The sequence below is a fragment of the Deinococcus marmoris genome, from assembly GCF_001949125.1.
Lineage (GTDB): Bacteria > Deinococcota > Deinococci > Deinococcales > Deinococcaceae > Deinococcus > Deinococcus marmoris_A.
Genome location: NZ_MSTI01000015.1, coordinates 1 through 16,249 on the forward strand (window position 1 = coordinate 1; position 16,249 = coordinate 16,249).

Consider the following 16,249-nt stretch of genomic DNA (forward strand, 5'->3'; position numbering starts at 1 on the left):
GGCAGCGGAAACTGTCGAGTGAGGGTGATTGCATACGTCCGGGGATACGCCCCGGACGCCCCTCATGTCAGGCATGTCGGTTATGATTCCAGCCTTCTACCGATTGGGAAAGTCTCAATTTTTTTCAGATTTTCGATGGTGAACCACGTCTGGGCCTTGAAATCTAGCTCCCATCCCTGGAACTGCGCGTCTGAATCTGAATACTTTTTTGTCTCTCCACGTCCCTCACGCCACGCCCGCTCAATCCAGTCACGTTGCACAGACAAGTGGGTGCTGAGCCACGCCTTCCTTTCGGTGTCAGAGTTGAAATCGCTGGCAAGATGGATGTCTACAATATCCGCTGTGTAATGACACATCAGAGGCAACTCGTCGTCTCCCGACTCTCGGATGAATACAGCCAAACGGCCTTGCTGCTTAACCAATTTTTTTGCGCTAACCCAGGGGCGGACACTTTGAAAAGTACCTGATCCGCCTGCATGTATGCAAGCTTCCAACCAGATAGGTTGCAAAGTCGTGTAAACACATTCGCTCATCAGAACTCCTTAGCTATGAAATGGGCTTGAGTCTATCATTCCCCCAGATACCGCCTCAATTCGTCAATGTTGTGACTCGTTCCGATCAGCACCAGTTTGTCGTGGGGGCGCAGCTCGTCCTCGGCGCGGGGGGTGACCTCAATCTTGCCCGCGCGGCTGATGGCGATGATCTGCACGCCGAAGCGCCCAGTCAGGTTCAGGTCGCGCAGGCTGCCCTTCAGGCGCTCGTTGGCCTCGATTTCCACGATGGCGTGGTCGCCGCCCAGGTCCAGCGTGTCCACGATGTTGGGGGTGGCAATCTGGCGGGCCAGCCGCACGCCCATGTCGTGTTCGGGCCGGATCACCAGATCAGCGCCGATGCGTTCCAGCACGCGCCGGGCCATCTCATCCACGGCCTTGGTGACCACATAGGACGCCCCCAGGCTCTTGGCATTCATGGTGGCCAGGATGTTGGCCTGCACGTCGGTGCCGATGGCCACCACCACCACGTCGAAATCGCCCACGCCAATCGAGCGCAGCGCCCGCTCGTCGCTGGCGTCCACGATGGCCGCGTGCGTCACGAGGTTCATGACCCGCTCCACGTTTTCCTCGTTGTGGTCCACCGCCACGACTTCGTGGCCCATCTCGTAGAGGGTGGTGGCGACGGCGGTGCCGAAACGGCCCAGGCCGATCACGAGGCATTGTTTGGTCTTCATTGGTGGGGGGTTTCCTTTGTTCGGATGTGTAGGCTTGGCACTTCTTTGGAGAGGGTCAAGGGTCTGAGAGTCGAAGGGTCTAAGGAAAAAGAGGAGGGGTGTTCTTGCTGTTCTTAGACCCTCAGACCCTTGACCCTTAGACGGCCCCGCAGGAGGCCAATCACCCCACCAGAATATCGCGCTCCGGTGGGTATTTGACGTTGCGCTTCTGGGTGCTTCGCAGGCTGAAGGCCACGGCAAAGGTCAGCGGCCCGATCCGGCCCAGGTACATCAGCACGGTCAGGATCAGCAGGCCCGGATCGTTGAGCAGGTGGGTGGTGTTCATGCTCAGGCCCACGGTGGCGGCGGCACTGACCGTCTCGAACAGCAGGTGTGTGAAGCCCAGCTTGGGGTTGGTGGCCAGCAGCAGGAAAAAGGCCCCCGCCACCAGCAGCGTGTACAGCGTGGTGATGCTCCCGGCCCGCACCACGTTCTCGTTCAGTACCCGCCGCTGAAAGACGATCAGCTCGCCGCGCCCGCGCACCATGCTCCAGGCGCTGCCCACCAGGATAGCGAAGGTACTGGTCTTGATGCCGCCCCCGGTGGAGCCGCTGTTCGCGCCGATGAACATCAGCCCGATGATGGTGAAGATGGTGGCCGTGTTCATCGATTCGATGTTGACGGTAGAAAAGCCCGCCGAGCGCGGCGTCATGCCCTGGAAGAAAGCGGCCAGGAACTTGCCGGATGTGGGCAATGCTCCCAGCGTCTTGCTGTTCTGCCATTCCAGGAGCAGGATCACCAGCGTTCCCAATGTCAGCAGAATGGCGGTGGTCAGCACGGTCAGGCGGCTGTAGACCAGCAGGCGGTTCTTGCGCGGGTGCAGCAGGTGCGAGACGTAATTGAGCTGCACCAGAAAACCCAGCCCACCCAGAATCACCAGCGCGCTGATGGTCAGGCTGACCAGCGGGTCACTGGCATACGGGGCCATCCCACCCGCCAGCACCACGAAACCGCCGTTGTTGTAGGCGCTGACTGCATGAAACACCGCCTGATACAGCCCCTCGCCCAGCCCGTACTGCGGCACGAAGCGCAGGGACAGCAGCACCGCGCCCACCAGTTCGGTGACCAGCGTGTAGGTCAGGATGGCCCGCAGCAGCGGCAGCACGCCGCCCACGCTCAGCGCGTTCAGTTGCGCCACCAGTCCCTGCCGCTCACTGAAATTCAGCCGCCTGCCCGTCAGGAAGGCGAACAGCGTGCCGAAGGTCAGGATGCCCAGCCCGCCGATCTGCACCAGAACGATGATGATGACCTGCCCCAGCCGCGTGAACGCCTCGCCGGTGTCGGCCACCACCAGCCCGGTGATGCAGATGGCGCTGGTGGCCGTGAACAGCAGCTCCACGCTGTCCAGAGCTGTGGCCCCGGCCCGCTGAACGCCCGGCAGATGCAGCAGCGCCGTACCGATCAGGATGCCCGCCGCATAGACCAGCGCCAGCAGTTGTGCGGGCGTCAGGCGGGCACTCAGGGCGCGGCGGGGCAGGGCGGCGGGGCGACGGTTCACAGGAGAGGGCAGTCTAAGCGGCTGGGGGTGGGGGGTCAAACAGGAACCCAAACAGGAAAGATGTCAAACCGTCCGAAGGTCTCACCGTCTAACCGCACAGTGGGGAGCGTGGGTGTCTCTCCTTTCCGACAACCCACGCCCCACAAACCACTTACCCGATCAGAATGTCGTTCTCTGCCGGATAGCGCACCAGCGTCCGCGAGTCCGGGCGGCTGAAGGCGACGGCAACGGTCAGCGGGCCGATGCGTCCCAGGAACATCAGAAAGATCAGCACGACCTCCTGATTGGAGTTCAGCAGCGGGGTGGTGTTCATGCTCAGGCCCACGGTGGCAAAGGCGCTGATCGTCTCGAAGAACAGTTGCACGAACTTCACCTCCGGGTTGGTGTTCAGCAGCAGCATCAGCAAAAAGCCCAGGTTGACCAGGCCCAGGCTCAGCAGGCCCACCGTCATGGCCCGCAGAATCGTGGTGGTGCCGATGCGCCGCCGGAACAGCGTGGTGTCGTGCCGCCCGCGCACCATGCCCCACGCCGAGGCCATCATCACGTAGAAGGTGGTGGTCTTGATGCCGCCGCCCGTGGAGCCGGGATTGGCCCCGATGAACATCAGCAGGATGGTGAAAAAGAGGGTGCCGTAGTGCATGGTGCTGTAATCCAGCGTGTTGAATCCGGCGGTGCGCGGCGTGACGCCCTGGAACCACGCGGCCAGCAACCTGTCGCCCAGCGGCAGCGTGCCCAGCGTGGCCGGGTTGTTCCATTCCAGCACGGCAAAACTGACGGTGCCGATCACCAGCAGCGCCGCCATCATGGTCAGCGACAGTTTGCTGTTGGAGTTCAGGCGGTTGCGGCGGCGGTCCCGCAGATAGGTCAGCACGTTCAGTTGCACCAGAAAGCCCATGCCGCCCAGCACGATCAGCAGCGGAATGACCAGGTTGATGATCGGGTTGGTCACGAAGCCGGTCAGGCCGGTGGAATACAGGCTGAAGCCCGCGTTGTTGAAGGCGCTGACCGCGTGGAACAGCGAGAAGTACAGCCCGCGCCCCAGCCCTTCTTGTGGCACGAAGACCGTGGACAGCAGCACGGTCCCGGCCAGTTCCACCAGCACCGAACTCAGGACAATCGTGCGGACCAGCGCCACCACGCCGCCCAGTTCGACGGCGCTGACCTGCTGCGCCACCTGAATGCGGTCCGAGATGCCCACCCGCCGCCGCAGGGCAATCGCAAACAGTGTGCCCAGCGTGATCAGCCCCAGTCCGCCGATCTGGATCAGCAGCAGCATGACCACCTCGCCAAAGGTGGTAAAGGTGGTGCCCACATCCACCACGCCCAGCCCGGTCACGCACACCGCGCTGGTGGCCATGAACAGCGCCTGAATCGGGCGGATGCTCTGGCCCGGCTCCAGGCTGATCGGCAGCAGCAGCAGCCCGGCCCCCACCAGAATGGCCAGTGCAAAGGTCAAAGCGATCAGTTGTGGTGGCCGCAGCCGCGAGAGCAGGGGCTTGCGCCGCAGCCCGGAGGCGGAAGGTTTCGGAAAACGCGGGTCAGGGGCGGAGGGCCGGGTCATATACGCGGCCCGGATTGTACGCCTGTAGGTGGGGGATGTGGGCGCTGGTTCTGATGCGGGTACAGGGCTACCGCAAAGTCAGGAGGCGGGGCGGAATATGCGGCAAGCTGCAAGGCAAACCCCTCAGTCTGCTCCGCAGCCAGCTCCCCTCAAAAGGGAGCCAGGGGGCCTGAAAGATCGTCCAGCGCAGGAATCTCCTTGCCTCCCTTCTAAGGGGAGGTCCCCCGAAGGGGGGGAGGGGTCAAGCGGGCATGGCGATTTCAGAACCGGATTGAGGACTTTGCGGTAGCCATGAGCTAGTTGTATCGAGTACGCCCTTACCTTCTTGAGCGGGCTATACTGCCCTGCTATGCCTCGCCCCCAAACAGACCGATTTCAGCCCGCCGGGAAGAGGAAAAGTCGTCCCAAGACCGATTACCGCACCCGCCAGCCCGCCCACGAATACGAGCTGGAGGTGCTGCCGGGCCTGGAACACGTCGCCGCCACCGAGCTGGCAACCGTGCCGCTGGCCCGCGATATCCGGGGCCTGCGCTTCTGGTTTCCCGGCGATCCCGAACGCCTGACCCGGCTGCGTTCGGCGCTGGCCGCCTACCGGATTCGCGCCTGGGACGTACCGCGCCCGCGTGGGCTGCTGGGGAACCAGCAACTGGGCGAGCTGACCGATTTTCTGCGTCAGGTGATCGCGGTGGGCGGGCATACCTCCTTCCGGCTGGGCGCAGCGGGCAAGGAATCCAGCGTGATGCAGCGTCTGGCCGAGGAACTGGAGAACGCGCTGGAAATCCCCTTCCGCCCCGAGGACGGTCAACTCCTCATCCGCCTGCGCCCTGAACAGGATGGCCCCGGCTGGGAAGTGCTGGCCCGCACCACGCCCAAGCCCCTGAGCGCGCGGCCCTGGCGCGAGTGCAACATGCACGGCGGCCTGAACGCCACGCTGGCCTACGCCACCCACAAACTGGCCGGGCAGCGCGACGTGGACCGGATCTTCAACCCGATGTGCGGCAGTGGCACCCTGCTGATCGAGCGCGATCTGCTGGGACCCTGCGACGCGCTGGTGGGCGTGGACATCGAGCAATCGGCGGTGGACTGCGCCAAGACCAATATCGCGGCTGCCGGGCGCAACATCGAGGTGGCGCGCATCGACGCCCTGCAAACGGGGCTGTCTGCGCGCTCGTTTGATCTGATCGTGGCGGACCTGCCCTGGGGCGACGCCGTCGGCACGCATGGCGGCAACGCGGCGCTGTACCCGGCCTTCTTGCAGGAAATGCACCGCCTGCTGAGCCGCCAGGGCCGTCTGGCCGTGATCACCCACGAAATCCGGCTGTTCGAGGGCCTGCTGGAAGGTTCGACCCAGTGGAACGCCCGCGAACTGCTTCAGGTGGCCAGCGGTGGGCACAACCCCAAGGTCTATCTGCTGAACCGTCGCTAGCGCGAAAAGCCCAACCTCTTCCCGCCGCCGTGACATGCTCAGCCATGACAATTTCTGGCACAACTGCTGCTCGTTCAGGCTCGGGACTTCGCTGGGGCCTGCTGGGCGCGGCGCGCATTGCGCGGGCGCTGATTCCGGCCATCCGGGCCAGCGGGGGAGAGGTGGTGGCGCTGGGCGTGCGCGATCCCAACTCCGAACATGCGCGGGCTTTCGCGCAGGAATGGAATGTCCCCATCGTGGGCGGCTACCAGGAAGTGCTGAACGCCGATCTGGACGCGGTGTATAACCCGCTGCCCAATGACCTGCATCTGCCCTGGTCCCTGGCCGCCATGCGCGCGGGCAAGCACGTTCTGACCGAGAAACCCCTGGTCCTGAACGCCGCTGAGGCGCAGGAGCTGGCGGACGCGGCACGGGAGACGGGCCGGGTCTTGCTGGAAGCCTTCGCGTACCGCTTTCACCCGCACATCACGCGGCTGCGTCAGCTCGTGCAGGGCGGCGAACTGGGCGAGGTGCGGTCCGTGCGGGCGGCCTTCGGCTTCATGCTGGACAACCCTGAAGACTTCCGCTGGCTGGCCGATAAGGGTGGCGGGGCGCTGTTCGATGTGGGAACCTACACGGTCAACCTGGTGCGCCTGCTGCTGGGCGAACCCACTGCCGCCGTCGCCCGCGCCCGCTGGACACCAGGGAATGTGGACCTGGGCCTCAGCGGCGTGCTGGAGTATCCGGGGGTGCTGGCGGGTGTGGACTGCGCCTTCGACTGGGCCGAGCCAGCCCCCCAGCGCCTGACCATCCTGGGCACGCGCGGCACGCTGGACATGAACGGCGTCTTTCATAGCAACACCCACTCGCCCGTGTCGTTCACCGTCACCGACGCCGCCGGGGTACGTGAGGAGGAGTTCCCGCCCTTCAACGCCTATGCCGCGATGGTGGAACACTTTCAGCAGGTGGTGCTGGGCGAGGAAGAGGCCCTGTATCCGCCCCAGGACAGCGTGAGGCACGCGCGGGTACTGGACGCCCTGTTCGCCTCGGCGCGGACGGGAGGGCGGGTGGAAGTTTAGCTCTGCTCAGGGGGCGCTCCGTTAGTGATTACAAAGCCAAGATGGCGCACCAGATCGTCAATGTGATCTCCCCAGTGTGTATCGGCAGTGAAGCGCAGCCAGGACAGACCTCCGGTCAGATCCGTCGCAGCGAGATGGGCCGCCTCGCTCAAATCCTTGACGAGATCGGTAAGGTTATCGAGATCGTCGCCCACTTCTGATGTGTCATCCGTTATTTCGTTGGACAGACTAGCCATGTCATAAAAACCCAGTTCGGGCCATTGATGTTGGATGATCGTTCGTAGTTCCATATAGCGGGCCAGCGCCGTTGAAGTAACTCCGAAATCATCGGGCCAGCAAATCGTCATTGGGAGTTGGGAAACCACCTGCTGGAGCTGAGTAAGCTGGTCTCTCAAAGTCGCCAGGGTGGCCCCTTCCCGGTTCAGAATGAGTTTGATCGTCTGTGCGGCAATGTTTAGAGCGTTGGTCGAAGATGACGACATTCTCAGTAACTCCCAATCACGGAATCGGCCAGCGGATCGTCCCCATCTGATCTGTTCGCCAGACCTTGACGCCCGCCGCCCCCAATCGCCCCAGCATCTCCGGGTTTGGGTGGCCGTAGGTGTTGCGGCCCACGCTGATGATGGCGTCGGTGGGCGTGGTTTCTTGCAGCAATGCCTCGTCCGTGGAAAAGCGGCTGCCGTGGTGCGCGACTTTCAGCAGGCTCAGGTGGCCCAGGCCCAGATAATTCTCGGTGGGATCGGGCAGGTCGCCCAGAATAGCGGTGGACCACGCGCCAGACTGGACGCGCACGGCCACGCTGTTCTCGTTGTCCTCGGTACTCCAGACTTTTCCGGTGGGCCACAGCACGGTCAGGGTCACGCCGTCCGAGGCGATCTGGTCGCCGCGCCGGGCCTCGCGGACGGGCACGCCCTCTTCTTTCGCCACGGTCAGCACGGTGGTCAGCACCGGATCGTCGGTCTTGCGCTGGCCGATCCACAGTTCACCCACGGGCAGGGCGCGCAGCACGCCGCTGATCCCTTCTATGTGGTCCGTATCGGCGTGGGTGCCGATCACTATGTCGATTTTCCTCACCCCCAGCGCACGCAGGGCGGGAATCACGGTTTTGCCTCCCACATCAAAATCACTGTTCACCGAGCCGCCCGCGTCCACCAGCACGGTCAGGTGGGGCAGGCGAATGAGAGTTGAGTCCCCTTGCCCGATGTCCACGAACACCATCTCTCGCGGTGGGTGCAGTCGCCCCGGCAATAGGGTCAGCACCGTGCAGGCCATCACCACGCCCAGCACAGCCCGGAAGCGCACGCGGCCCCATAGCCACAGCACGCCCGCGCCCGCGCACACCGCGTAGGCCACGAATCCAGCCGCCGAGACCTGCCCCCAGGTCAGCACCGGGGACTGCCCAAAGGTCTCTACGATGCCCAGCAGCAGGGCGGCCAGCGGGCCGACCAGCCAGTTGACCAGAATGGCCGCTGGCCCCAGCAGCCCGGCGAAAAAGCCCAGCGGCACCAGTGCGGTCATCACCACGCCCGCCGCCAGATTCGCGGGCAGGCCCACCAGGGGCATCTGCCCAAAGGTGGCGGCGATGACGGGCTGGGTGCCGAACTCGGCCAGCACGGTGGCCACCAATGCCAGCCGCAGCCACAGCGGCCAGCGCTCCGGCAATTTGCCCGCCGCCTTCAGCGACAGCGTCAGGGCCAGCACCGCCAGAAACGACAGTTGAAAGCCGATGTCCAGCAGCCACAGCGGAAAGAGCAGCAGGCAGACGGTGGCGGTCAGCGCCATCAGGCCGTAGGGATCGGGCCGCCCACGCCCCAGCGCCAGGGCCGCCAGCACGGTAAAACCCATGATTACCGCGCGGGTGATGCTGGGCGACACCCCCACCAGCACCAGATAGGGCAGCAGCAACAGGGCGGGTATGCCGTAGCGCCACAGCGGAGGCCAGCCGAACCAGCCGAAAATCCAGATCAGCACCACCGTGATCAGCGCGACGTTCTGCCCTGACAGTGCCATCAGGTGCGCCAGCCCGGCGCGGTTGAAGCCGTCGCGGATGCGGTAGCCCTCCGCGAAGTCCTCGCGCCCGATGTCGTTGCGGTCTCCCAGTTCGATGGCCGTCATCAGCGCCGCCTCGCGCTGGGGCAGACCTGCCGTCAATCCTCGACGAAACCAGCCGCGCAGCCCCTTTTCAGCCTGACTATCGCGCACCTTCGCGGCCACCAGAATCGCCGTGGGCGTGGTCAGAAAGACGCCGCCCTGGGCACGCAGCCACGCCGCCTGATTGAAGCCGCCGGGGGTGCGCTGGCCTTCCGGGGCCACCAGCCGCCCGCTGACCACCAGTTTGCCCGGTTTGACGGCAGGCTTGGGGGCCACCGCCAGCCGCGCACGCGGGTCTTCCAGGGTCAGGAATTGCCCGTCCCACTCGCCGCTCAGTGTAACCTGCGCGCCCAGCCAGGGGGCCAGCGGATCGGCCCGCCCGGTCACCAGCCGCTCGGAGCCGAAGCCGAGGGCCGCGCCCAGTAGCGCCAGCGCGGCCAGCAGGGGGCGTGCATCGCGAAGGGCCAGCCCAATGCCCAGCAGCAGCGTCAGCACGCCCCACCACACGCCCAGTCCCAGTTGAATGCCGCCCATCACGCCAAAGACGGTGGGTACGGACCATGCCAGCCGCCCCGCTGTTCCCTCGGAGGTCAGGGAGGTGATTGAAAAGGCGGCTTCCCGTGTCATGTCCTAGTAACTAACCAGTGGAGAGAGCAGTTTCAGCGTCGCCTCGCCCACGCCCTTGATGGCGTCCAGATCGGCCTGCGAGCGAATGGGCCGCGCGGCGATGATCTTGAGGGCCATCGACGGGCCGACTTTGGGCAGGGCCTCAAGTTGCTCCTGACTGGCCGTATTGAGATTGACCCTACCCGAAATCAGCGGCGCGATGCTGGCGGTGGTGGGAAAGGTGGGCGGTTCGGCGCTGGCATTCGGGAGGGCAGGGACGCCCGGTGCGGGCAGCGTGATACGCGTGACCGTCGGCACCTGCGGGCGAGGCAGCAGCACCGGTCCCAGCGCCAGCGCGCCCACCAGCAGCACGCCCGCGCCCAGGCCCAGCGTCCAGCCGCGTTCGTTGTTGATCACGCGGTCATTGTAGGGGGAGGCGGGTGGAGGTGCCGCGAGGGTCATCTACAGCGGAGACGCTACAACCCCCGCACCACGAATTGCGCTGCCCGCGCGCCGATCATCATGGTCGTGGCGTTGGTGTTGGCGTGGATGATGCGCGGCATGACACTGGCGTCGGCTACCCACAGGCCCTGCGTGCCGTGGACGGCCAACTGGCGGTCTACCACCGAGTCCTCGCCGTCGCCCGTTGCCGCTGTGCCTACCGGGTGATACAGCGTCGCCGATTCGGCGCGGATGTGGGCGGCGATGGCCGCGTCGCTGCGGATGCCGCCGCCGGGCAGCGCCTCGCCCCCACGGTGGGCCAGCAGCGGCGGCGTGTCGGCGATCTCGCGGGCCAGCTTGACTCCGGCGATCAGGCTCTGCATGTCGCGCACGTCCATCAGATACTGCGGATCGATGTGCGGGGCGTCCCCCACATCCGCCGAGGCCAGCGTGACGCGCCCCCGGCTGTGCGGGTCCACCAGCACTGGCCCCACCGAGAAGTGGTGGCCTGCTTCCTTGCTGAAGCCGTGGTCCCGGAAATAGGCCGGGCCGAAGTGGTATTGCAGGTCCGGGTCATCGTTCTGCGGGTCTAGGCCGGGGCGCGCGTGGGCAAAGGCCGACGCCTCGGCGATGTTGCTGGACAGCGGCCCGCTGCGGTTTCGCAGGTAGTGGGCCAGTGCCAAGGCTTCCGGCATGGATTCCAGCGACGGCGTGTGAGAGCGGAAGATCACCGGGACCGCCAGATGGTCCTGCAAGCCCTCGCCCACGCCAGGGAGGTGCTGGCGCACGCGCAGGCCGTGTTTCTCCAGTTCGGTGCGTGGCCCCACTCCCGAGAGCATCAGCAGTTGCGGCGTTTGCACCGCTCCCGCCGCCAGGATTACGCCGCCTGCCGGGGCGTCCAGCGTGCGGCCCTGCCAGCGAAAGCGCACGCCTACAGCTCGCGGTGTCGCTGATTGGGGGCCGTCCCATAGCAGTTCCAGCATCTGCGCCCCGGTCAGCACCGTCAGGTTGGGGTGCTTCAGCACCGGCTTCAGAAACGCCCGAAAAGCGCTGTAGCGTTCGCCGTGCAGGTGGTTGCTTTCCAGCAGGCCCGCGCCCTCCAGCGTGCCGTCGTTGAAGCTCTTCGCCTCTGGAATATGCAGCGCGCCCGCCGCCGCCGTCACGAACGCCTCGCTCAGCGGGTGGGAAGCGGCCCGCGCGCCCACCGGGAGTTCTCCATCTGCCCCGCGCGTTTCGGAGGCCCCGCCCCGGAAGTTCTCCAGCGCCTTGAAGGTGGGCAGCACTTCATCCCAGGTCCAGCCCTCGCCCCAGCCGTCGTAATCGCGTTTTGACCCCCGGATGTAAATGGTGGCATTGATGGCGCTGCTGCCGCCCAGCACCTTGCCGCGCGGCCAGTAAAAGCTGCGGTCATCGGCGCATTTCTGGGGCACCGTCTGGAAATTCCAGTCCACCGCCGAGCGGAACAGGCGTGGAAAGCCCGCCGGGGCGCGAATAAACGGGTTGGTATCGTGCCCACCGGCCTCCAGCAGCAGCACCCGCAGCCCCGCGTCCAGCAGCCGCCGCGCCGCCACGCAGCCCCCCGATCCGGCCCCCACGATGATCACGTCTGCTTGCATTTTTCCTGTCTGAGCTGTCATTGCAGCGAGTATAGACGGGGCGTCTTGAAGTTCAGACTACGCCAGCAGACGTTCCGCCAGTCCGGGCAGCAGGCGGTAGATGTTGACGCCGCACTCACGGTCAAAGTCGGCTTTGAGTTGCAGCTTCGCGCGCCATTTGTCAGGCGTGTGGGCGTTGAAGGTGTAGCGCAGCGCGATATCCACCAGCCGCTCCTCGATGGTGCAGAAGCCGCTGGCCAGGCCCAGCATGTCGCACAACTGGATCAGGCGGTCCTCGTCGGTCTGCCGCGCGCCCAGCATCACTTCGCTCAGGCGCTGCCATTCCTGCGGCGTGCCGTCCCAGTCGCCCTGCAAAGTGTCCATACTGGGAATCACGAACGAGTGCGTCACAGCGATGCGGGCGGCGTCTATGAATCCCAGTTCGGTCAGAAAGTCGTATCCATCCAGCAGGTGGCGGTCCCGGTTCGGCCCCGTCCGCCGCCCGATGTCGTGCAGCAGGCCCAGCGTGTAGGCACGTGTGGGATCGAGGCGCGGGTGGGCTTCCGCGATATAACGCGCGGCCAGGGCGACGTGGCGCGAATGGTCCACCCACGCGCCGGGGTTGAGGGCGGCAGCGTCCAGCAGAAGTTGCTCGGCGGTCTGGACATCCGGCAGGCTCAAGCGCGGCTCCACTGCGCGGCCTGCCTGAGAGCGTCTGCGGCCCCATCGATCTCCGCCTCGGTGGTGGCCTGTCCGAAGCTGAAGCGCAGGCTGGCGCGGGCGTCGGCGTCGCTCAGGCCGATGGCGCTCAGCACATGGCTGGGCTGCATGGTGCCCGCACTGCATGCGCTCCCGGCGCTGGCCGCCACGCCCAGCAGGTCCAGATTCATCAGCAGGGCCTCCCCATCCGCCCCCGACAGCGTCACCGAGACGACTTTGGGGCTGCCGTCCGGCGGATGGTTAACTCGCAGGCTGGGAATGCTGGACACGGCAGTTACGAAGCGTTCCCTCAACCCGGAAAGGTGAGCGAATGTCGCCCCGCGCTTCGCCTCCGCCGCACTCAGGGCCACCCCAGCCGCGTAGACCCCCGCCGTGTCCTGGGTGCCGGGCCGGGTGCCACCCTCCTGCCCGCCCCCGAAGGTCACGGGGGGCAACTCCGCGCCGCGCCGCACGTACACGAAGCCCACGCCGCGCGGCCCGCCCCATTTGTGCGCGCTGAAGGTGGCGTAGGTGACGCCCCACTCGGGCAGATTCACGGGCAGCACGCCGGGAGCCTGCACCGCGTCGCTGTGGTACGGCACGCTCCTGGCAGCGGCGACAGCAGCCAGTGCGGGCGTGTCCTGCACGGTGCCCAGCTCATTGTTGGCGTGGTGGATGGACACCAGCGCGGTGTCGGGGCGCAGGGCGGCCTCCAGTTCCTGCGGCGAGTAGCGTCCATAAGCGTCGGGGGTCAGCCACGTCACCGCCCAGCCGCGCGCCTCCAGCCAGCGGGCCGGGGCCAGCACGGCGGAGTGTTCGGTGGGCGTGGTGATCAGGTGGCCGGGTCTGCCGTGCTTTTCCTGCCACGCCCGCGCCACGCCCAGCAGAACAGCGTTGTCGCCCTCGGTGCCGCCGCTGTTGGCGATCAACGTGCGGGCGTCCACCCCAAAAGCGGCAGCCACACGCGCACGCCCCTCCTCCAGCAGTTCGCGGGCCGCCTGTCCCGCCGCGTGGATGCTGGCGGGATTTCCGGGCAGGGCGGCGGCACGGGCATAGGCCGCCAGCGCTTCAGCGGTCATGGGATGGGTTGCGGCGTAATCGAGGTAAATCATGCGGGCACGCGTTAATTGGGCGCAACGGTGGCATAGTCCGCCCCGTCACGGCGCACGATGAACACCGCGTCGCCCACCACCTGAACGGGCTGCGAACTGTTGGCGTTGCGCCCGGCCAGTTGCGAGGCGTCGGTGGCCTGCAAAATCTGGCGTTCGCCGCCCGCGTCGCTGACCACCACGCTGTAGGTGCCCGCAGGCAGATCGGCGGGAAAGGTGTACTGGAAACTGACGCTGCGGGTGGGCGGGGCCGTGTTGTCCGGGCTGGCAGTGTCTGGCGCAGTGGGGACAGTGGTGTCCGGCGGAGTCGCCGGAATTTCCTGCGGCGTGGGAACCGTGGTGCCTGGCGGCTCCTGCGGGGCTGGAATCTGCTCCTGCGGCAGCGGCTGGGGGTCCTGTGGCACGGGCTGCGGCTCCACGGGGGTGGGTTCAGGCGGCGGCTTGGGCACCGGGGGCGGCGGCAGGGGCAGGCTGCCCGCCGCGCGGCTGGGGGCGCTGTAGCGGGCCACCGCCACGCTCAGGGTCACCGGACCGCCCACATCTACCCGCACGAAGGGCGCGGGCGTCTGCTCCAGTACGGTGCCGGGGGGTTTGTCGCTGGGCTGCTCGCTGACCCTGGTGACCACCAGTCCGGCCACGCGGGCGTACTCGCGCGCCTGATCCACCGTCAGTCCGGTCAGCAGGGGCAGCCAGGTTTCCTTGCCGCTGATGCCGGTGCTGACCATCACCTGAATGGGCTGGCCGCGCTGGGCGGGCGAACCGGCCTCGGGCAGTTGCGAGACGATGCGGCCTTCCGGGGTGTTGGTCAGCGTGCCGTCCACCTTCAGCACCTTGCCCAGCACCATCGAGCGGTCCTTGAGGGTGTTTTTTGCCTGATCCAGGTTCTGCTCTTCCAGCTTGGGCACTTCGATGGACGGCGGATTGTTGACCGTCAGCGTGACCAGTCGGCCTATCGGCAGGTTGGTCCCGGCGGGCGGGTCCTGCCGGATAATCGTGCCGACGCCCTGGTTGCCCGCCTGTCCCTCGGTGTAGGCCACCCGGAAGCCCGCCCCAGTCAGTTTTTTTGCGGCGGCCCGCGCGTCCTGGCCGCCCACACCCGCCACCTCGCGCACCGGGGGATTCAGGTAGATCTGCGCGGCCTGCGCGCCCAGGTAGCCTGCGCCGCCCAGAAACAGCAGCCCTGGAATGAAAGCCAGCCACGCGCCGGGCTGCCGCTTGCGCCGGACCTTGCCGTCCTTGAGGGCCGACAGCACCTGGGCGTTGCGCGAGGCGATGTCCTCGGGCGTGCGCGGCAGTTGCAGGGCGCGCAGGTAGGCGATGCGAGGCTCGTCTGCGTCCATCACGATATCGGCGTCGCTGAGGGCATAGCCGTGTTCGGCCAGTCGAGCGGCCATGCTGCGGATGTTGTCCACCGTCTCCTGACGCTTCTTGGGCTGCGCCAGCACGCCTTCCAGCGGGGTGCCGTTCACCGTCTGCCAGACCGCGTAATACGCGCCGGGCCGCGCCACGATATCGGTCAGGCCCAGCGGATTCAGGGCGCGCAGCACCGAGCGGTACGCGTGGAACGCCTGCCGGTCCGCCGGGGTGGCGATCTCGAACCACGCCACCTGCCGGGTCACGCCCTCGGCGGCCCGGACCTCCGACAGGGTCACGTTGCCGTGCCTGGAGAGTTCGCGCAGCACGCCGTACTTGCCGTCGATGGTGGTCATTCTGGTGGTTGCCCCCACCCCGTCTGCCTGCCCCGTCATTCGCCCCCCAGCATAGCGCGGGCCGTGTGTGCGTTGTGGGATTGCTCAGAGATGAGCAGGACTGGAGGTCAATCCTCCCATTTTTTCAGCCTCCCAGCGCCCGCACGGCCCAGTACGCCGCGAAGCCGCCCAGGATGCCCAGCGCGAGGTTGCCGCTGCGCCAGACGATCAGGCCGCCCACCACGCTGGCCAGCAGGCGGCGCGGCCACTCCGGGCTGCCCAGCACTTCCGGCACGATCAGGGCGGCGATCACGCTGACGGGCACGAAATTGAGGAAGGCCAGCCAGAACGGCGGCAGTTTCACCCGGCCCAGATTCAGCCCCAGCCAGCGCATGGGGTAGGTGACGGCCCACATCAGCACGATCACGGCGGCGATGCTCATGCGCCTGCCCCCTGAACGGCGGTCTTTTTGCCCGTCAGCCACGCGCCCAGCAGTGCCCCGCCTACCCCGGCCAGCAGGATCACCAGACCGCCGGGCAGCACGCGCGACAGGCCCCACGCCGCCAGCCCGGAGGCCAGCGCCACCAGCACGGTCACGCGGCCCCGCAGCATGGGCACCAGCAGACCCAGGAAGGCCAGCGGAAAGATCACGCCCACCCCCAGCGCTTCCGGCGAGGGCAGTACCGCGCCGCCCAGCGCGCCCAGCAGCGTGGAGGCGTTCCAGACCACGTACAGGCTGAGTTCCGCGCCCAGCACGTAGCCGAAGCTGGGGCCGCCCGGTTCCTGTCCTCCCTTGACCGTGACCATGCCGTAAGCCTCGTCGGTCAGAAATTGCGCGGCGATCAGGCGTTGCGGGCGGGTCAGCGTGACCTGCCGCGACAGGCTCAGGCCGTACAGCAGGTGCCGGGCGTTCAGCAAAAAGGTGGTGGCGACGATGCCCAGCGCCGACGCCCCGCCCGCCGCGCCGTACCCCGCGAACAGGCCCGCCGCCGCGAACTGCGAGGCCCCCGCGAAAACGGTCAGGCTCATCATCTGCGTTTCCCACACGCTCAGGCCCGAGGCCCGCGCCGTGACCGCGTAGGCCACCGCGAACGGCACCATGCCCAGCCACAGCGGAATCATGACCCGGAAGCCGCGCCAGAACGCGGGCCAGAACGGCGGAACCTGGGTAGACGGGGGCATGACCGCAAGATTAGCGGTTGTTCATCCG

At 66.6% G+C, this 16,249-nt stretch carries 15 protein-coding genes; 2 read left to right on the forward strand and 13 right to left on the reverse strand.

Going from position 1 to position 16,249, the window contains the following annotated elements; translation table 11 throughout:
- Positions 1 to 80 precede the first annotated feature (80 nt).
- From BOO71_RS01785 to BOO71_RS01800, 4 genes are all read right to left on the reverse strand, one after another.
- Positions 81 to 533 (reverse strand): hypothetical protein, encoded by a 453-nt coding sequence (locus BOO71_RS01785; RefSeq protein WP_139322681.1) that lies wholly within the window; start codon positions 531 to 533, stop codon positions 81 to 83.
- 35 nt (positions 534 to 568) lie between these two features.
- Positions 569 to 1,228, reverse strand: coding sequence for a potassium channel family protein (locus tag BOO71_RS01790; RefSeq protein WP_075830279.1), 660 nt, complete (start codon positions 1,226 to 1,228; stop codon positions 569 to 571).
- A 160-nt stretch (positions 1,229 to 1,388) separates the two neighbouring features.
- Positions 1,389 to 2,765 carry a TrkH family potassium uptake protein gene (locus BOO71_RS01795; protein WP_075830280.1) on the reverse strand — a complete coding sequence of 459 codons (1,377 nt, stop codon included), beginning with the start codon at positions 2,763 to 2,765 and terminating at the stop codon, positions 1,389 to 1,391.
- A gap of 151 nt (positions 2,766 to 2,916) precedes the next feature.
- Positions 2,917 to 4,326, reverse strand: coding sequence for a TrkH family potassium uptake protein (locus BOO71_RS01800; RefSeq protein ID WP_075830281.1), 1,410 nt, complete (start codon positions 4,324 to 4,326; stop codon positions 2,917 to 2,919).
- 349 nt (positions 4,327 to 4,675) lie between these two features.
- On the opposite strand from BOO71_RS01800, the gene BOO71_RS01805 reads away from it, so the two are divergent.
- On the forward strand, positions 4,676 to 5,752 hold the full coding sequence (locus BOO71_RS01805; protein ID WP_075830282.1) for a methyltransferase domain-containing protein: 1,077 nt from the start codon (positions 4,676 to 4,678) through the stop codon (positions 5,750 to 5,752).
- 44 nt (positions 5,753 to 5,796) lie between these two features.
- On the forward strand, positions 5,797 to 6,810 hold the full coding sequence (locus BOO71_RS01810; RefSeq protein WP_075830283.1) for a Gfo/Idh/MocA family protein: 1,014 nt from the start codon (positions 5,797 to 5,799) through the stop codon (positions 6,808 to 6,810).
- Here the strand turns inward: BOO71_RS01810 and BOO71_RS01815 are convergent.
- The 9 genes from BOO71_RS01815 to BOO71_RS01855 all read right to left on the reverse strand — a co-directional run bounded on the left by BOO71_RS01815 (position 6,807) and on the right by BOO71_RS01855 (position 16,221).
- Complete coding sequence (locus BOO71_RS01815; protein ID WP_075830284.1) at positions 6,807 to 7,292, reverse strand: hypothetical protein; 486 nt, start codon at positions 7,290 to 7,292, stop codon at positions 6,807 to 6,809. The two genes, BOO71_RS01810 and BOO71_RS01815, sit on opposite strands and share 4 nt — an antisense overlap.
- Before the next feature lie 16 nt (positions 7,293 to 7,308).
- Entirely contained in the window at positions 7,309 to 9,528 is a 2,220-nt protein-coding gene (locus BOO71_RS01820; protein ID WP_075830285.1) for a DNA internalization-related competence protein ComEC/Rec2, read from the reverse strand.
- 3 nt (positions 9,529 to 9,531) lie between these two features.
- Positions 9,532 to 9,924 (reverse strand): ComEA family DNA-binding protein, encoded by a 393-nt coding sequence (locus tag BOO71_RS01825; RefSeq protein ID WP_139322682.1) that lies wholly within the window; start codon positions 9,922 to 9,924, stop codon positions 9,532 to 9,534.
- Positions 9,925 to 9,983: 59 nt separating this feature from the next.
- Positions 9,984 to 11,585: a GMC family oxidoreductase gene (locus BOO71_RS01830; protein ID WP_075830287.1), complete on the reverse strand. Its 1,602-nt coding sequence runs from the start codon at positions 11,583 to 11,585 to the stop codon at positions 9,984 to 9,986.
- 36 nt (positions 11,586 to 11,621) lie between these two features.
- Positions 11,622 to 12,224, reverse strand: coding sequence for an HD domain-containing protein (locus BOO71_RS01835; protein WP_075830327.1), 603 nt, complete (start codon positions 12,222 to 12,224; stop codon positions 11,622 to 11,624).
- A complete protein-coding gene (locus tag BOO71_RS01840) occupies positions 12,221 to 13,354 on the reverse strand; it encodes a cysteine desulfurase family protein (RefSeq protein ID WP_075830288.1) in 1,134 nt (377 codons plus the stop codon). The genes BOO71_RS01835 and BOO71_RS01840 overlap by 4 nt, the downstream gene beginning before the upstream one ends.
- 11 nt (positions 13,355 to 13,365) lie before the next feature.
- A complete protein-coding gene (locus tag BOO71_RS01845; RefSeq protein ID WP_075830289.1) occupies positions 13,366 to 15,099 on the reverse strand; it encodes a PASTA domain-containing protein in 1,734 nt (577 codons plus the stop codon).
- A gap of 85 nt (positions 15,100 to 15,184) precedes the next feature.
- Positions 15,185 to 15,481, reverse strand: a complete 297-nt coding sequence (locus tag BOO71_RS01850) for an AzlD domain-containing protein (RefSeq protein WP_075830290.1) — start codon at positions 15,479 to 15,481, stop codon at positions 15,185 to 15,187.
- Positions 15,478 to 16,221, reverse strand: coding sequence for an AzlC family ABC transporter permease (locus BOO71_RS01855; protein ID WP_083652852.1), 744 nt, complete (start codon positions 16,219 to 16,221; stop codon positions 15,478 to 15,480). Before BOO71_RS01855 ends, BOO71_RS01850 begins: the two co-directional genes overlap by 4 nt.
- Between the last annotated feature and the right edge of the window lie 28 nt (positions 16,222 to 16,249).